14 protein-coding genes are annotated in these 15607 nt (G+C 48.7%); 7 read left to right on the plus strand and 7 right to left on the minus strand.

The annotated features are described in order from the left end of the window. Positions 1 to 90: 90 nt before the first annotated feature. The 5 genes from yajC to Q8K39_RS02875 all read left to right on the plus strand — a co-directional run bounded on the left by yajC (position 91) and on the right by Q8K39_RS02875 (position 8033). On the plus strand, positions 91 to 357 hold the full coding sequence (gene yajC / locus Q8K39_RS02855) for a preprotein translocase subunit YajC (protein ID WP_230413645.1): 267 nt from the start codon (positions 91 to 93) through the stop codon (positions 355 to 357). 82 nt (positions 358 to 439) lie between these two features. Continuing rightward, a complete protein-coding gene (gene secD / locus Q8K39_RS02860; protein WP_305258202.1) occupies positions 440 to 2317 on the plus strand; it encodes a protein translocase subunit SecD in 1878 nt (625 codons plus the stop codon). Positions 2318 to 2350: 33 nt separating this feature from the next. Beyond that, a complete protein-coding gene (gene secF / locus Q8K39_RS02865) occupies positions 2351 to 3373 on the plus strand; it encodes a protein translocase subunit SecF (protein ID WP_305258203.1) in 1023 nt (340 codons plus the stop codon). A 308-nt stretch (positions 3374 to 3681) separates the two neighbouring features. Next, on the plus strand, positions 3682 to 4941 hold the full coding sequence (locus Q8K39_RS02870; protein WP_305258204.1) for an efflux RND transporter periplasmic adaptor subunit: 1260 nt from the start codon (positions 3682 to 3684) through the stop codon (positions 4939 to 4941). Further along, positions 4938 to 8033 (plus strand): efflux RND transporter permease subunit, encoded by a 3096-nt coding sequence (locus Q8K39_RS02875; RefSeq protein ID WP_305258206.1) that lies wholly within the window; start codon positions 4938 to 4940, stop codon positions 8031 to 8033. The genes Q8K39_RS02870 and Q8K39_RS02875 overlap by 4 nt, the downstream gene beginning before the upstream one ends. A 55-nt stretch (positions 8034 to 8088) precedes the next feature. Here Q8K39_RS02875 and Q8K39_RS02880 read toward each other — a convergent pair whose 3' ends face one another. From Q8K39_RS02880 to Q8K39_RS02895, 4 genes are all read right to left on the minus strand, one after another. Further along, a complete protein-coding gene (locus Q8K39_RS02880) occupies positions 8089 to 8526 on the minus strand; it encodes a MarR family winged helix-turn-helix transcriptional regulator (protein ID WP_186952191.1) in 438 nt (145 codons plus the stop codon). A 73-nt stretch (positions 8527 to 8599) separates the two neighbouring features. Continuing rightward, on the minus strand, positions 8600 to 9166 hold the full coding sequence (locus tag Q8K39_RS02885) for a YceI family protein (protein WP_186952192.1): 567 nt from the start codon (positions 9164 to 9166) through the stop codon (positions 8600 to 8602). Between the two features lie 57 nt (positions 9167 to 9223). Continuing rightward, positions 9224 to 9775 (minus strand): YceI family protein, encoded by a 552-nt coding sequence (locus tag Q8K39_RS02890; protein ID WP_305258226.1) that lies wholly within the window; start codon positions 9773 to 9775, stop codon positions 9224 to 9226. Between the two features lie 38 nt (positions 9776 to 9813). Continuing rightward, entirely contained in the window at positions 9814 to 10350 is a 537-nt protein-coding gene (locus Q8K39_RS02895; RefSeq protein ID WP_305258207.1) for a cytochrome b, read from the minus strand. Between the two features lie 328 nt (positions 10351 to 10678). Between Q8K39_RS02895 and Q8K39_RS02900 the strand changes: the two genes are divergently transcribed. Further along, on the plus strand, positions 10679 to 11812 hold the full coding sequence (locus tag Q8K39_RS02900; RefSeq protein ID WP_305258227.1) for a sterol desaturase family protein: 1134 nt from the start codon (positions 10679 to 10681) through the stop codon (positions 11810 to 11812). 162 nt (positions 11813 to 11974) lie between these two features. On the opposite strand, the gene purB is transcribed toward Q8K39_RS02900, so the two are convergent. Beyond that, positions 11975 to 13342 carry an adenylosuccinate lyase gene (purB, locus tag Q8K39_RS02905; RefSeq protein WP_305258208.1) on the minus strand — a complete coding sequence of 456 codons (1368 nt, stop codon included), beginning with the start codon at positions 13340 to 13342 and terminating at the stop codon, positions 11975 to 11977. A 262-nt stretch (positions 13343 to 13604) separates the two neighbouring features. On the opposite strand from purB, the gene Q8K39_RS02910 reads away from it, so the two are divergent. Continuing rightward, complete coding sequence (locus Q8K39_RS02910) at positions 13605 to 14213, plus strand: glutathione S-transferase (protein ID WP_186952197.1); 609 nt, start codon at positions 13605 to 13607, stop codon at positions 14211 to 14213. A gap of 103 nt (positions 14214 to 14316) precedes the next feature. Here the strand turns inward: Q8K39_RS02910 and bfr are convergent, their stop codons facing one another. After that, the gene (gene bfr / locus Q8K39_RS02915) at positions 14317 to 14793 is read right to left on the minus strand and encodes a bacterioferritin (RefSeq protein WP_305258210.1); all 477 of its coding nucleotides are present in this window, start codon (positions 14791 to 14793) and stop codon (positions 14317 to 14319) included. A gap of 459 nt (positions 14794 to 15252) precedes the next feature. Beyond that, positions 15253 to 15438 (minus strand): hypothetical protein, encoded by a 186-nt coding sequence (locus tag Q8K39_RS02920; protein WP_305258211.1) that lies wholly within the window; start codon positions 15436 to 15438, stop codon positions 15253 to 15255. Positions 15439 to 15607: the final 169 nt, after the last annotated feature.

Here is a 15607-nt window from a genome sequence, read left to right on the forward strand (position 1 = left end):
ATCTATTATTAAAATGACAGGAGTCTGAACGTGTTTATTTCCAATGCTTATGCGCAAGCAGCCGCTGGCGGCGATCTCCAGAGTAATCTGATGAGTATGTGGCCTTTGCTCCTGATGGTAGCAGTGATGTATTTCCTCATGATACGTCCGCAAATGAAGCGTCAGAAAGAGCAAAGAACAATGATGGATGCTCTGGCAAAAAATGATGAAGTGGTCACAGCAGGCGGTATACTGGGTAAAGTGGTCAAGGTTAGCGATGCCTATGTCACTATCGAAGTTGCCAACGGAACAGAAGTCGTCGTGCAAAAAATGTCCATCACGATGATGCTGCCCAAGGGCACGATTAAAGCGATTTAATCAGTAAACAACGGCAACGCAGTCCAAAAAATAATCTGGGCTGCGTTGTGCATTTTTAGCTTCCAATTATTTTCCCCCAATTATGAATCGCTATCCACTCTGGAAGTACATACTGATTCTGATCGCCCTGGTGTTCGGTGCCATTTATACCGTGCCCAATTTCTTTGGCGAATCACCTGCAGTGCAAGTCAGTAGCGGTAAAGCCACCGTCAAAGTCGAAGCCGATATGACCGGCCGCGTTGAAAAAGCGCTGGAACAAGCCGGCTTGAAAAGCAAGAATGTTTTCTACGAAAATAACGGCACTCAAGGCACGGTACGCGCCCGTTTTGAAGATACGGATACCCAGTTCAAAGCCAAAGCTATTTTGGAAAAAGCGCTGAATGCTGATCCGGCCGATCCTGCTTATACCTTGGCCTTCAATCTTTTGCCGAATACCCCGAAGTGGTTGCAGAGCATGCATGCCTTGCCCATGTATCTGGGCCTGGATTTACGTGGCGGTGTGCATTTCCTCATGCAGGTCGATACCAAGGCTGTCATGAACAAACGCATGCAAGGCTTGCTGTCCAGTGTGCGTGCCAATTTGCGTGAAAAAGAAGTCCGTCATGCAGGCCTGAGCCGTGAGGGTGATCTGATCAAGGTGAAATTCCGTGATGCAGAAGAGCGTATCAAAGCCAAGAAAGTGCTGACCTCCCAGATGCCTGACGTGGATTTGGTCGATACCGCTGGCACTGAAGGCACTGATTTTGGTTTGCAAGTCAAGCTGAAGCCAAGTGCGCTGAAAGAAGTCATTTCTGAAGGTATCAAACAAAATATTACCGCCTTGTCCAAGCGGGTGAATGAACTTGGCGTGGCTGAGCCTATCATTCAGCAACAGGGTGCTGACCGTATCGTCGTGCAATTGCCTGGCGTGCAAGACGTTGCACGCGCCAAGAGTATTATCAATCGCCTGGCCACGCTGGAAGTGCGTTTGCTGGATGAAAGTGTGATTGGCACAGTCGATGCCAATACAGCAGTTCCTTATGGTTCAGAAAAATTCATTTCCAACCGTGGTGAATATTTGATACTCACCAAAGATCCAGTCATTACTGGTGACGACATCACTAATGCAGCTTCCAGTTTTGATCAGAATCAGCAGCCAGCTGTCAGCGTAGACCTCAATGGCGATGGTGGCAAACGTATGGGGAATGCGACAAGCACACGCATAGGCAAACGCATGGCCATCGTGCTGTTTGAAAAAGGCAAGGGCGAAGTCTTGATTGCACCTACCATTAATGATGAATTGCGCAATCGCTTCATCATTACCGGCATGGGTTCTTCCTCTGCTGCTGGTGACCTGGCCTTGCTGCTGCGTGCTGGTTCGCTAGCTGCTCCTATGGAAATCATAGAAGAACGCACCATAGGCCCGCAACTGGGGGTGGAAAACATCAAGCAGGGTCGCAATTCCACCATCTATGGTTTTGCTGCGATTGCCGTTTTCATGATGGCTTATTATCTGTTGTTCGGCTTCTTCAGTGTGCTGGCCTTGTCATTCAACGTGTTGTTGCTGGTGGCGATCTTGTCACTGATGCAGGCAACACTGACCTTGCCTGGCATTGCGGCGATTGCTCTGGCACTGGGTATGGCGATTGATGCGAACGTGCTCATCAATGAGCGCATACGCGAAGAACTGCGCGCTGGCAAATCTCCGCAAAAAGCCATAGAAGAAGGTTTTGATCACGCCTGGGCAACCATTCTGGATTCCAACGTGACTACCCTCATCGTCGGTCTGGCCTTGCTGGTGTTTGGCTCTGGTGCGATACGTGGCTTTGCCGTGGTTCACTGTCTGGGTATTGTGACTTCGATTTTCTCTTCAGTGTTTGTATCACGCGGTGTGGTCAATCTCTGGTATGGAAGAAAGAAAAAACTGACATCCATTTCAATTGGCCAAATCTGGAAACCAACAGAAAACGCGTTGAAGTAAGCGCCCAGCCAAACAAGAATACAGGGATTCATTATGGAATTATTCCGCATTAAAAAAGACATTCCTTTCATGCGCCATGCGCTGATTTTCAATGTCGTTTCTGCTCTGACCTTTGTTGCAGCTGTGTTTTTTCTGCTGCACAAGGGTCTGCACTTCTCGGTAGAGTTTACTGGTGGTACGGTCATGGAGGTGACTTACCCTAAGGCCGCCAATGTTGATGCGATACGGCACACAGTAGAGGAACTGGGTTTCACTGATTCACCAGTGCAAACCTTTGGCAAGGCACAGGACGTTGTCATTCGTTTGCCTGAAACCAAAAAGGATGCCAAGACCAGTCCTGCTGATACGGTGTTTGAAGCACTGTGCAAAATCGAAAAGGGCAGTCTGACGAAAGTCCCGGCCAGTGCAGAAAGTGGCACTACATCTGAAAAACTGGCTTGCCAGGATGCAGACAAAAAAGAACTGGTGAAATTGCAGCGCGTTGAGCTGGTTGGAGCGCAGGTTGGTGATGAACTGGCACACGATGGTTTGATGGCCCTGTTGTTCGTGATACTAGGTGTGATGCTGTATCTGGCCATACGCTTTGAATGGAAGTTTGCGGTAGCCGCGATTGTCGCCAACTTGCATGACGTCATCATCATCCTGGGCTTTTTTGCCTTCTTTGAATGGGAATTCAACTTGTCAGTACTGGCTGCCGTGTTGGCGGTATTGGGCTACTCGGTGAATGAGTCTGTAGTTATTTTTGATCGTATCCGTGAAAACTTCCGCAAACAGCGCAAGATGTCTGTCACTGAAGTCATCGACAATGCGATTACCAGCACCATCTCACGTACTATCATCACCCACGGCTGTACCCAGTTGATGGTATTGTCGATGTTGTTGATTGGCGGCCCGACTTTACATTATTTTGCAGTTGCACTGACGATAGGTATTCTGTTCGGTATTTACTCATCGGTTTTCGTGGCGGCAGCGATTGCCATGTGGCTGGGCGTCAAGCGTGAAGATCTGATCAAGCCCGTCAAGGAAAAAGATGATACAGATGGCGCAGTTGTATAAGTATTTTGTCAGTGCTTGGCTTAAACAGCTTTTGTAAACACCTTGTTTAAGCACTTTGCTGAAAATACCTAATTGTGTCTCTTCCATGTAACGGAAGGTATCTAAAATGAAAGCCAGCCTGTGTGCTGGCTTTTTCTTTGTTAGCATTCAAGTCTGAACTTTTTGTTGTTGTACCGAGTCTCAGAGGCGATTGCAAAACGAAGCGCAAGAACGAAACTATCAAGTAGCTGTCAATCAAGCCAGTGGAAGTAGCTGGCTGCGTTATGCAAATGTCTGTTGGACGCACCTCTGCACTGGATAAAAATAATATGAGCAAATTCAAAACCCTGATCATCGTGGTTGCCCTGGCGGCTACTTCTGCTGCAGCCTATACTTACTTCAAATCATCTGACAAAGCGGCGGGTGACGGCACAGCAAAAGCTGGAAGTGCTGCTGGTGCAGCGCAAAATCGGCCTGTAAGCGTTTCCACCATCATTGCGCAAAAACGTGACTATGATGTCAGGATCAGCGCAAACGGTGTGGTTTCGGCATTGAATACTGTCGATATCAGGCCGCAAGTCACCAGCACCATCGCTAAGGTGCATATCAAGGAAGGCCAGTTTGTCAAAGCTGGTGATGTCTTGTTTACCCTGGATAGCCGTGCAGATGAAGTCAATCTGGCAAAAGCCCAGGCACAATTGGACAAGGATCTGGCAACACTGGCAGATTATCAGCGACAACTCGCGCGCAGCAAGGACTTGGTCAGCAAGAAATTTGTTGCTCAAAGCGCAGCCGACACAAGCCAGACCCAGGTAGATACCCAACAAGCTGTCATCGCTTCAGACAAGGCGGCCGTGAGTGCGGCCCGTGTCGCTCTCAGCTACAATCGTATTGTCGCACCATCGGCTGGCCGTACTGGCCTTATCAACGTCTTCCCCGGTTCTCTGGTACAGCCTAGTGCGACGGCGACACCGCTGGTCAGCATTACCCAGATGGACCCGGTCGCGATTACCTTCCCGCTGCCACAACGCAACTTGCCCGATGCGCTGGAAAGCATGAAGCGTAGCGACAGCTATGTCATGGCCAGTCTGCCCGATACTAGCGTCAAGTTCAAAGGTAAATTGCAGTTTGTCGATAATGCCGTGGATGCCGCATCCGGCACGATCAAAGTCAAGGCAGTGTTTGATAACAAGGAATTGAAGCTCTGGCCTGGCGCTTATGCCAATCTGGAACTCAGCGTGCAGACTTTGAAAGATGTCGTCGTGGTTCCCCAGTATGCCGTCATCGTCGGCCCTCGGGCCAGCTCTGTGTACATTGTCGATGCCGAAGGCAAGGCAATCATGAAACCTGTGGTCGTCACCAACAGGTTTGGTAATGATGCTGTCGTGACTGGTGTAGAAGCAGGTGCCAAAGTCGTCCTGGATGGCAAACAAAACTTGCGCCCAGGCAGCAGCGTCAAGGAACGTAATGGCGATAGCAAAGAAGGCAAGGGCAAGGCTGACAAGGCGGGCAAGGAAGCTGCTAAGCCTGATGCTTCAGCCAGCTCCCCGGCTACCAGCACCGCAGCTTCTGCAGCGAGCGCATCATGAATTTGTCTGAATTATTTATACGCCGTCCGGTGATGACGGTATTGTTGAATCTGTCCATCATCGTCGGCGGCCTTCTGGCTTATCGTTATATCCCTATCGCCGCCTTGCCTAGCTATAACACGCCGGTCATCAGCGTGAATGCCAACCTGCCAGGTGCCAGTCCTGAAACCATGGCAACCTCGGTCGCATTGCCACTGGAAAAACAGTTTGCCACCATACCAGGCTTGTCGATCATCAGTTCCAGCAATACCCTGGGCTCAACTTCGCTGACACTGGAGTTCGACCAGAACCGCAATGTCGATGCTGCCGCCGTGGATGTACAGGCGGCCTTGCTGAGGGCGACCCGTTCCTTGCCGGTGGACATGACGTCACCACCTTCGTATCGCAAGGTTAATCCTGCCGATGCACCTGTGCTATTTATCGCCCTGACCTCGCCATCACTGAGCTTGTCTGAGTTGACCAGTTATGCCGAGCATCTGATTTCGCCCAGCTTGTCTACGCTGGAAGGTGTGGCCCAGGTAAATATTTTTGGTATCAAGCGTTACGCGGTGCGCATACGTGTCATGCCGGACGCTCTGCAGGCGCGTAACCTGACACTGGATGAATTGGCCGCATCGATCCGCACCTCGAATGCTAACACTCCAGTTGGCACGCTGGAAGGTGACAAGCAAACGCTGACCTTGCTGGCCAATAAACAAATGCAAAGCGCGGCTGAATTTGCCAATCTGGTGGTCAGCAACAAAGGCGGGCAAGTCGTGCGTTTACGCGAAGTTGCGACAGTGGAAGACAGCTATGAGCAAGTCAAGACTGCCGCCAATTTCAATGGTGAAAGCTCAATCACTCTGGCGATACAAAGGCAGACCGATGCCAACACCGTCAAAGTGGTTGATTCCATCAGGGCCGCCTTGCCTGGCTTCAAGGCGCAATTGCCAGCGTCGGTGAAAATGAATCTGGTGAATGATCGTTCCGTCTCCATTCGTGATGCCTTGCATGATGTGAACCTGACCTTGCTGCTGACGGTCTTTCTGGTCATTGTTGTCATTTTCCTGTTCTTGCGTCGCATGGTGGCAACCATTATTCCTACGCTGTCCCTGCCGGTCTCGCTGATTGGTGCTATTGGCCTTTTATGGGGCTTTGGTTATACGCTGGATAATGTGTCCTTATTGGGGTTGACGCTGGCGGTTGGTCTGGTGGTCGATGATGCCATCGTCATGCTGGAAAACATCATGCGCCATGTGGAAAATGGCGAGCCACCTTTCAAGGCGGCATTGCAAGGCTCACGTGAAGTGGGTTTCACGATTATCTCGATTTCCACTTCGCTGGTGGCGGTGTTCATTCCCATCTTCTTCATGCCCGGCGTGATAGGTCAGTTGTTCCATGAATTTGCTGTCATTGTCAGCCTGGCGATCGTCGCTTCAGCATTTGTTTCGTTGACCTTGGTGCCTATGCTGGCCAGCCGCTTCTTGAAGAGCGAGCATGAGCTCAAAGAACCACCAAAAGCGATAGCTGCGATGTTGCATGTATTTGAGAGCAGCTTTAATGCATCCTTGCGTACTTACACCCGCGGGCTGGATATGGCATTGCAACACCGTAAAGTCGTATTGTTGATTGCGCTGGCAACATTTGCTGCAACAGCTTATCTGTTCAACGTCATACCCAAGGGCTTTTTTCCGCAAGAAGACATAGGCCAGATCAATGTCTCGACCGAGGCGGCAGAGGAAACTTCCTTTCCTGCGATGGTGATCTTGCAGGATAAGGTCGCCAAAATCATACGGGATGACCCGAATGTGGCAACTGCAACCTCATTCAACGGCGGCAGTGGTTCGCAAAATAATGGCCGGATGTTCGTCAACCTGAAACCGCGTGGAGAGCGCAAACCCATGAAGGAAGTGGTCGATGGTTTGCGCAAAAAGCTCAATGAAGTGCCTGGCATTTCTGTCTTCCTGCGCCCCACTCAAAACTTGCAGTTAGGTGGAAGGCCGAGCAAGAGCCAGTATCAATACATCCTGCAAAGTGTGGAAGCTGGCTCCCTGAGTGACTGGGCCATCAAGCTGCAAGAAAAACTGCGCAGTGACCCCGGCTTCAAGGATGTCACTACCGACTCGCAACTGAAAGGCTTGCAGGCCAGCGTCGATATCGACCGCGATCGGGCCAATGCCTTGGGTGTGACCATGGACAGCATACGTTCTGCCTTGTACAGCGCCTTTGGTGAGCGGCAGATATCGACGATGTATACCAATGTCGATAGCTACCAAGTCATCATGGAAGTAGAACCAAATGCCAAGAAAGATGAAAGCGCCATCAACGGCATTTATGTACGCAGCAATGCCGGTGTCCTGGTGCCTTTATCCAGCATTGCTACGGTCAAGCGCACAGTAGGGCCGACTGCCATCAATCACGTAGGGCAATTGCAGGCGGTGACAGTGTCTTTCAATCTGGCTCCTGGCACGGCTTTGGGTGATGCTACCAATGCGATAGAAAAGTACCGTGAAGAAATCAAATTGCCAGCGTCGATTATCACGACTTATGGCGGTGATGCAGCGGTGTTCAAGGATTCGCAATCAGGCCAGATTATTTTGATCGTTGCCGCCTTGCTGGTCATCTATGTTTTGCTGGGCGTACTGTATGAAAGTTACATTCATCCGATTACCATCCTGGCTGGCTTGCCCTCTGCCGCAGTGGGCGCGCTGCTGACCTTGCAAATGTTTGGTGAGGACCTGACGTTGATCGCCACCATCGGTATTTTGCTGCTGATCGGTATCGTCAAGAAAAACGCCATCATGATGATTGATTTTGCGCTCGATGCACAAAGACATCACAACATGACCCCACCAGAAGCGATACGCGAAGCCTGCATACAACGCTTTCGCCCTATCATGATGACTACGCTGGCGGCGCTGGTAGGTGCCTTGCCGATTGCCATGGGCCTTGGGGCAGGGGCTGAGTTGCGCCAGCCCTTGGGTCTGGCGGTTGTTGGTGGCCTGATCTTTTCCCAGGCAATTACCCTGTTTATTACACCCGTGATTTACCTGGCACTGGATCGTTTCAGCGGGAAGGGGCCTATTGTAGGTGACACGCTGGAAGTGAAATGAATCTTGAACTCAATCCGTGATGTGTATTTAAAGCGGATTGATGGAGGCAGACGATTTATTGACAGTCGTCTTCCTGCAAATGCTGCCTGAGTTTGAGTAAGCTGCTTTCCAGGCTCAGGTAGTCGTCTTCTGTATATGTCTTGAAGCGTTGCTTTCCAGACTGTACTACTTTTGGGAAGATGTCATCAAAGGTGGCTTCGCCCGCAGCAGTCAGCTTGATGAATAACTGGCGTCTGTCATCGTTGCCACGTTCACGCAGTATCAAACCCTTTTGTTCCAGCCTGTCCAGCACGCCTGTTAGCGTACCCTTGGTGATCAGGGTTTTTTCGCCGAGTTCTTTGCAAGTCATGCCTGGCGTATTACCCAGGGTGGCAATGATATCGAATTGCGAATGTGTGAAACCGAGCTTGCGCACATTCCTGGCAGAAGCTTGTTCAAATAATTGCATGCATTCCGACAGTAATCGTATGCTGCGCAGGTAACGTTCACCCATAAGATAGTTTGTGAGGATTATGGTGTGATACGCAGAGCGCATCACACCAGGGACAATAACTAATACAAAAAAATTAGTCAGCCTTGATCGCTTCTACCTGAATAGCCAGTTTTACTTCAGGTGCAAAACGTGGTGTACCGTAGTTCAGACCAAAATCAGTGCGTTTGAATTCTGCTGAGGCATCTGCGCCGCAAGCTTCCTTCTTGAAAAAAGGATGTTCGATACACTTGAATTTATTGATCGTCAAAGTGACAGGCTTGGTTACGCCCAGCATAGTCAATTCACCGATAACAGCAACTGGTGTGTCGCCATTAAACTTGATGGATGTACCTTTGTAAGTAGCAGTAGGAAATTGCGCTACATTGAACATGTCTTTTCCTTTTGCATGCTCATTCATTTTTTCATGACCAAAGTCGAGTGAACTGGCATCGATCGTGATGTCAACGGTGCCAGTTTTCGCCGCGCGATCCAGCACGATTTTTCCAGAAGTTTTGTTGAACTTGCCGCGCCACAAAGATATACCCATATGGTCAGCTTCAAAGCTAGGATAAGTGTGGTTGGATTCGATATTATATGTCTGAGCAAAGGCAGGTGCAGTGCTGATCAGCAGGGCGGCGGCGATAAGTTTGGCGATTTTCATAGTTGACTCCTGAATGGCGAAAATTTGTTTGCTTAAAAAGTTTTGGGGTACTTGGTATTACGGGTTTGTTACTACGTGAAACTTGATCTGTACTTCATCGGCGACCATGCCGGTATCTTTCCATTCACCTTCACCAATATTGAAGGTGAGGCGTTTGATGGGCAGGCTGCCGTCAAAGACCTGGTTATTGCCTTCTTTCTTGATGCTTAAAGGGAAGCTGACATCCACGGTTTTGCCCTTGATGCTGAGCTTGCCGGTCACATCGAGTTTGCCAGCCGCGCCAGCTTTCATGGAGGTGGACACAAAGCTGGCCTTAGGAAATGCGGCGGCATTAAACCATTCCTTCTTCAAGACTTCCTTGTTGTATTCGGCATCGCCCAGATCAAAGCTGGCAACATCAATATCTACCGTTGCTTTGGAAGCTTCGGGTTTTGCAGCGTCATAGTCGATGCTGGCGCTAAATTTTTTGAATTTGGCATCAACGGGCACATTCATTTGCTTGAAGGTGATACTGACTGCGCTTTTGGTATTGTCGACTTTCACGATGGCTGCAATGGCTGGCGTAGCAATTGCGACCGCAAGGGCAGCGGAAATGGCGATTTTTTTCATGGAATATTCGGACATGCTTGTTACCTGTATAAAAAGAATTAAGGACCTGGGCGCATGCGATGCAAGAGCCCGTCTTTATCGTAAAAATGATGCTTGAGCGCAGCAGCGACATGCAGTAAGACCAGAACCAGCATGATATTGTTTAATATTTCATGCAATTCTTTTAAGCTACCCTTGATTTCAGGGTTGGGACCTATTAAAACTGGTAATTCGAATAATCCCAGATAGACTACGGGGTAGCCTGCAGCCAGGGTGTAAAAATAGCCAGACAAGGGTACCGCAAACATCAGCACGTACAGCAAGATGTGGGTGCCATTGGCGATATGCATCTGGACTTTTCCCATGTTGGCAGGGTAAGGCGGTGCCTTGCTCAATAGTCGGGAGATAAGGCGCAGGGCAACAAAGCCAAGCACCGTCATGCCCAGCCACTTATGGTAAGAATAATATTGCAATTTGGTCGGGCTGATACGCATGTCCACCATGATATTGCCCAGGATAAAGGCAATAATAATGAGGATGGCAATGAGCCAGTGCAGAACTATGCTGAAGTTGGAATATCTTTGAGTGGCTACCATGCTGGCTCCTCTGACGAAAGAGATAATTAGTTCGAAGTAGAACTAATATTAGCAAAAAAAATGAAAGTCTGCTGAGGCCACTCAGATTTTTAAGCAGATAATGTGTAAGCAGCTGCTACTGTGTGTTTTTGACGCTAAGTCTTGCAGCTATACTTTGGCCCGGTATACCGGCGCAATTTGCCTCAAAAAGGTTTTTCCCCTGCCATAAAGGCATTCATTTATCATTGGCTTACTTGCTAATTTAATCATTTTACTGATGAAACCAGAAATTCCAGAAAAACTCCTAGGGAAGATACTAGTTGATCCTGCCAAAAATGTGCTTGGCAATGTGGCAGATGCTGTCAGCGAAACAACGGGTTTGCTGGACCAAAGCGGGCCATTGAAGCCGGGAACAGGTCTGGCCAGTGGTGTGCTGGCCTTGACGCTGGCATTCCTGTGTTTGCTGGGAGTCATTGCTTTTCACTTCCCTCAATATCTGACGACGCCTGAATTGCGCAAAAATTATTCGCCTGATGTGATCAGGCATATTTTGTTTGCAGCGCTGGTCTTGTCTGGTGTGATTAGCTTGTTGAATATACTGTTCAATCGCCGTCGCGGCTTGAATGCGGTGGCAGCTACGCTGGTCATTGCGGCAGTGGCCTTTGGCGGGTCGCATGTGCCAGTGGCAGATTTTCCTGATCACACACCATATATAGGGCTGGACTGGTTCATCCTCGATTTGTTGGGGTCGACGATCATCTTCGTGGTCATAGAAAAGATCTTCCCACTGTATAAAGGGCAGTTGATTTTCCGTCGCGAATGGCAAACCGATATGGTGCATTTTGCAGTGAATCACTTCATCGTCGGCCTGGCCTTGTTGACAGTCAACTTCGCTATCCATCGCCTGTTTGGCTGGATGGCGCATGACAGTGTGCGTGATTTTGTGCAGTCTATCTGGTTTGTACCGCAGTTACTGCTGTGTATCCTGGCTGCCGATCTGGTGCAGTACTGGACGCACCGTGCCTATCATGAGATTCCATTTTTATGGCGCTTCCATGCCGTCCATCATTCTGCCAAGACCATGGACTGGCTGGCCGGTTCGCGCCAGCACATCCTTGAACTGATTTGTACACGCGTTGGTGTCCTGGGTGCCCTGTATGTCTTGGGTTTTGACAAGATTGTCATGGATGTCTACATCATCGTGGTCGGTTTCCAGGCAGTGTTCAATCATGCCAATGTGCATTTACCTTGGGGACCAATCAAGTACCTGATCGTCACACCAGATTTTCATCACTGGCACCATTCATCGGATGATGTGGCGATTGATAAAAACTATGCCGCCCACTATGCCTTCCTTGATCATTTGTTTGGTACGGCGATCAAGGGACAAAAGGGTTTTCCGGAGAAATATGGTGTGCAGGGTGACTATATGCCGGACGGTTTCGTGAAACAACTCATGTTCCCATTCCGTTCGCAGAAATAAGTTGTGTGAATCAAGACCATTAACCACAGAGGCACAGAGACACAGAGAAAAGCAGGAGAAAACAATGCGAGTTAGCCTTGATATTTTTTGGCTTTCTTCGATTTTCTCTGTGCTACCTCTGTGTCTCCGTGCCTCTGTGGTGAGTCTTTTGGTCTTTGAGACTTAAATCGCTTTTGCCAGTTTCGCTGCAATACCGGTGTAGTTTGCCGGTGTCATTGCCAGCAGCAAATCCTTGGCATCACGTGGGATCGCCAGACCTTCGACGAACTCTTGCAAGGCTACTTTGGTGATACCTTTGCCGCGTGTCAGTTCTTTCAATTGTTCGTAAGCGTTTTCAACCGCATAACGGCGCATCACAGTTTGTACTGGTTCTGCCAATACTTCCCAGGTTGCATCCAGGTCTGCTGCCAGGCGCTCTGGATTGGTTTCCAGCTTATTCAGACCGCGCAGGCAACTGTCGTAGGCCAGCAGGGTATAACCAAGAGCCACGCCGATATTGCGCAAGACGGTAGAGTCAGTCAAGTCACGCTGCCAGCGCGATACTGGTAATTTTTCTGACAGATGGCGCAGCAGAGAATTGGCCAGACCCAGATTGCCTTCTGAGTTTTCAAAGTCGATAGGATTGACTTTATGCGGCATGGTGGACGAGCCAATTTCACCAGCCTTGGTCTTTTGCTTGAAATAACCTACCGAGATATAACCCCAGATGTCGCGGTTCAGATCCAGTAAAATGGTGTTGACACGGGCGAAGGCATCAAACATTTCAGCCATGTAATCATGTGGCTCGATTTGTATGGTGTAGGGGTTGTAAGTCAGACCCAGGCGTTGTTCGATCACATTTTTGGAAAAATTTTCCCAGTCATGGCCAGGGTAGGCAGACAAATGGGCATTGTAATTGCCAACTGCGCCATTCATCTTGCCCAGGATTTCGACTTGTTCTATGCGCTTGATGGCGCGTTGCAGGCGGGCCACGACGTTGGCCATTTCCTTGCCCAGGGTAGTTGGGCTGGCGGCCTGGCCATGGGTGCGTGACAGCATGGGTACGTCGGCATTTACATGTGCCAGTTCCGTCAACCTCATGATGACATTGCGCAAGGCTGGCAACATGACATCATTGCGGGCAGTTTTCAGCATCATGCCATGCGAAGTATTGTTGATATCTTCAGAAGTGCAGGCAAAGTGGATGAACTCGCTGGCAGCAACCAGTTCAGGCACGTCCTTGACTCGCTCTTTCAGCCAGTATTCAACCGCTTTGACGTCATGATTGGTGACGGCTTCGATATCCTTGATACGTTGTGCGTCTGATTCAGAAAAATCAGCAACAAGTTTTTCCAGGAGCGCATTGGCAGCAGGCGAAAAAGCCTTGATTTCATCGAAACCGGCTTGTGACAAAGCTTGCAGCCAGGACACTTCAACTTTAACGCGATGATGCATGAAGCCAGCTTCAGACAAAGCGGCACGCAAAGCATCAACCTTGCTTGCATAGCGACCGTCAAGTGGGGAGAGGGCAGAAAGTGAGGATAGGGACATGATGGACTATAGAGATGGAATGACAGAAAGCCTTGCGCAAAAAACAACACAAGTGTAAATTTTACAAATAATTCATATTTAGCAAAAATTCACAATTGTTGTGTGAAGACAGTTTTTTTGCACTGGATATGCGATTTTACCATTTGAATGCGTTCAAACTACAGAATCATGATGATGTTGCTGCTCCGCACGCCAGTAGGGACACCACGGGTTTGCAGGCAGGCAATGCTATAATCCGGCCTAAACTTACTACCAGATTCCTATGAAACTTATTGGCTCCATCACTAGTCCTTTTGTCAGAAAAGTCCGCGTTGTCATGGCGGAGAAGAAACTTGACTATGTCTTTCTGCAAGAAAATGTGTGGGCAGCAGAGACCACCATACAACAGTCCAATCCCCTGGGAAAAGTGCCCTGTCTTTTGATGGAAGACGGCGGTGCCATGTTTGATTCTCGTGTCATCGTAGAATATATTGATACCCTGACACCAGTTGGCAAGTTGATTCCTGCACAAGGCCGTGAACGGGTGGAAGTCAAATGCTGGGAAGCGCTGGCAGATGGCATCATGGATGCAGCGATTCTGGTGCGCCTGGAAAAAACCTTGCGCCCGGCGGAACAGCAAAGCCAGGAATGGATAGACAGGCAAATGAGCAAGGTGCACGCTGGCTTGAAATCCATGTCCAGTGGCCTGGGTGATACAGCATTCTGTACTGGCACGCATTTGACACTGGCGGATATTAGTGTCGGTTGCTCCCTGGGTTGGTTGAGCTTCCGTTTCCCTGAAATAGACTGGCGCGGTGATTACCCCAATCTGGCTAAATTATTTGATAAATTGTCGGAACGTGCTTCTTTCAAAGACACAGTGCCACAATAAGCAAGAAGTAAAAACGCAATAAGGAAAACAAAAGGGATGTAGCGCAAGCTGCATCCCTTTTTGTTTTACCTGGCCTGCCAAGCCAGATCGCGGCAACTACAAATTATTCATCAGTTGCCATTTGAGATTGCAAATAATTCTGGATGCCGATTTTTTCTATCAATTCCAGCTGGGTTTCCAGCCAGTCGATATGCTCTTCAGTATCTTCCAAAATAACCTGGAACAGATCACGTGAAACATAATCACCCACTGCTTCACAAGTGGCAACGCCTTCCTTGACTGTCTTTTGAGCAGCAACTTCCAGCTTCAAGTCGCATCCCAACATTTCTACCGTGTCTTCACCTATCATCAGCTTGTGCAGTGCTTGCAGATTCGGCAGGCCACCCAGCATGAGGATGCGGTCGATGAGTTTGTCGGCATGCTTCATTTCGCCGATGGATTCTTCGTATTCCTTTTTGGCTATTTTTTCAAATCCCCAATGCTTGTACATGCGCGCATGTAAGAAATATTGGTTGATTGCACTCAGTTCGTTGGTGAGCTGTGCATTAAGCAGTTTGATGACTTTCGCGTCGCCTTTCATGGGCTTCCTTCCTGTGTCTGTTGACTCTGTTGGTGATGTGATCGCTGATGAGCTTATGCTTACAGGCGTTTATCACATCATAGAGCATTCAGTGGCAGTTGCAAAATGAAGATGATCTGCATCACTGAATTCACTGTATTAAATGCGCGAGGAAGACAATATTTTTGGGGATTGACAGCGCTGAGTGAAGCGCAATTATTCTCATTTAGTTTTCTATCAATCAAAAAGAGCCGAAGTCATTCAATGCTTACTGTTCTTTATTCGATTTCTATTCTCTTTTCAGCGTTTATTCCAGGTTCCATCTGAATAAAATCTCTCCAGAACATCAAAGCCTTTTCAAAAGCATTCATCCCGACAAGCTCAAAATAATTTTCATCATATAGAGAGTAAATTTTCACTTTGCTCAAAGTCAATTGCCCCCCAAGCGTCACGGCTCCAATCACCGGAGTCGATCTTTACTTACTTAATCAAGTTGATCTTCGTCACTCCTTCCCCCTGCCAAGGTATTGTTTGCAAATATGTTTGTCCTCCGTCATCCATCATTAAACATACAAGTGGGCTAACGCCATCTTTATTAAAAATGTCAGATTGAAATTTTGGGCTCAGGTTTCCGCCAGCATTTTCCCGCGTCAATAATATTTTCATTTTACGAGCCTGGTATTTTGAGCAAACTGCTGTCTTGGTTTTGAGAAATCGGTGGTAGTTCCAGCATTGTTGAACATCAAAATCTTGTGTTTGAACGCACCAGTTACTCGCGCCTGTGCGGACTGTCCCGTTTCTCCCATCTTCCGCATTTGTTGATGGCGCTGACAAC

It is taken from the genome of Undibacterium sp. (assembly GCF_030683615.1).
In the GTDB taxonomy this organism is placed as follows: Bacteria; Pseudomonadota; Gammaproteobacteria; order Burkholderiales; family Burkholderiaceae_D; genus Undibacterium; species Undibacterium umbellatum.

Coding starts and splice junctions, on each gene's coding strand:
- Q8K39_RS02890 (WP_305258226.1), bottom strand. CDS start 9,775: ATGAAAAAAATCGCCATTTCCGCTGCCCTTGCGGTCGCAATTGCTACG.
- secD (WP_305258202.1), top strand. CDS start 440: ATGAATCGCTATCCACTCTGGAAGTACATACTGATTCTGATCGCCCTG.
- Q8K39_RS02875 (WP_305258206.1), top strand. CDS start 4,938: ATGAATTTGTCTGAATTATTTATACGCCGTCCGGTGATGACGGTATTG.
- bfr (WP_305258210.1), bottom strand. CDS start 14,793: ATGAAAGGCGACGCGAAAGTCATCAAACTGCTTAATGCACAGCTCACC.
- Q8K39_RS02910 (WP_186952197.1), top strand. CDS start 13,605: ATGAAACTTATTGGCTCCATCACTAGTCCTTTTGTCAGAAAAGTCCGC.
- Q8K39_RS02895 (WP_305258207.1), bottom strand. CDS start 10,350: ATGGTAGCCACTCAAAGATATTCCAACTTCAGCATAGTTCTGCACTGG.
- Q8K39_RS02920 (WP_305258211.1), bottom strand. CDS start 15,438: ATGAAAATATTATTGACGCGGGAAAATGCTGGCGGAAACCTGAGCCCA.
- Q8K39_RS02870 (WP_305258204.1), top strand. CDS start 3,682: ATGAGCAAATTCAAAACCCTGATCATCGTGGTTGCCCTGGCGGCTACT.
- Q8K39_RS02880 (WP_186952191.1), bottom strand. CDS start 8,526: ATGGGTGAACGTTACCTGCGCAGCATACGATTACTGTCGGAATGCATG.
- secF (WP_305258203.1), top strand. CDS start 2,351: ATGGAATTATTCCGCATTAAAAAAGACATTCCTTTCATGCGCCATGCG.
- yajC (WP_230413645.1), top strand. CDS start 91: ATGAGTATGTGGCCTTTGCTCCTGATGGTAGCAGTGATGTATTTCCTC.
- purB (WP_305258208.1), bottom strand. CDS start 13,342: ATGTCCCTATCCTCACTTTCTGCCCTCTCCCCACTTGACGGTCGCTAT.
- Q8K39_RS02885 (WP_186952192.1), bottom strand. CDS start 9,166: ATGAAAATCGCCAAACTTATCGCCGCCGCCCTGCTGATCAGCACTGCA.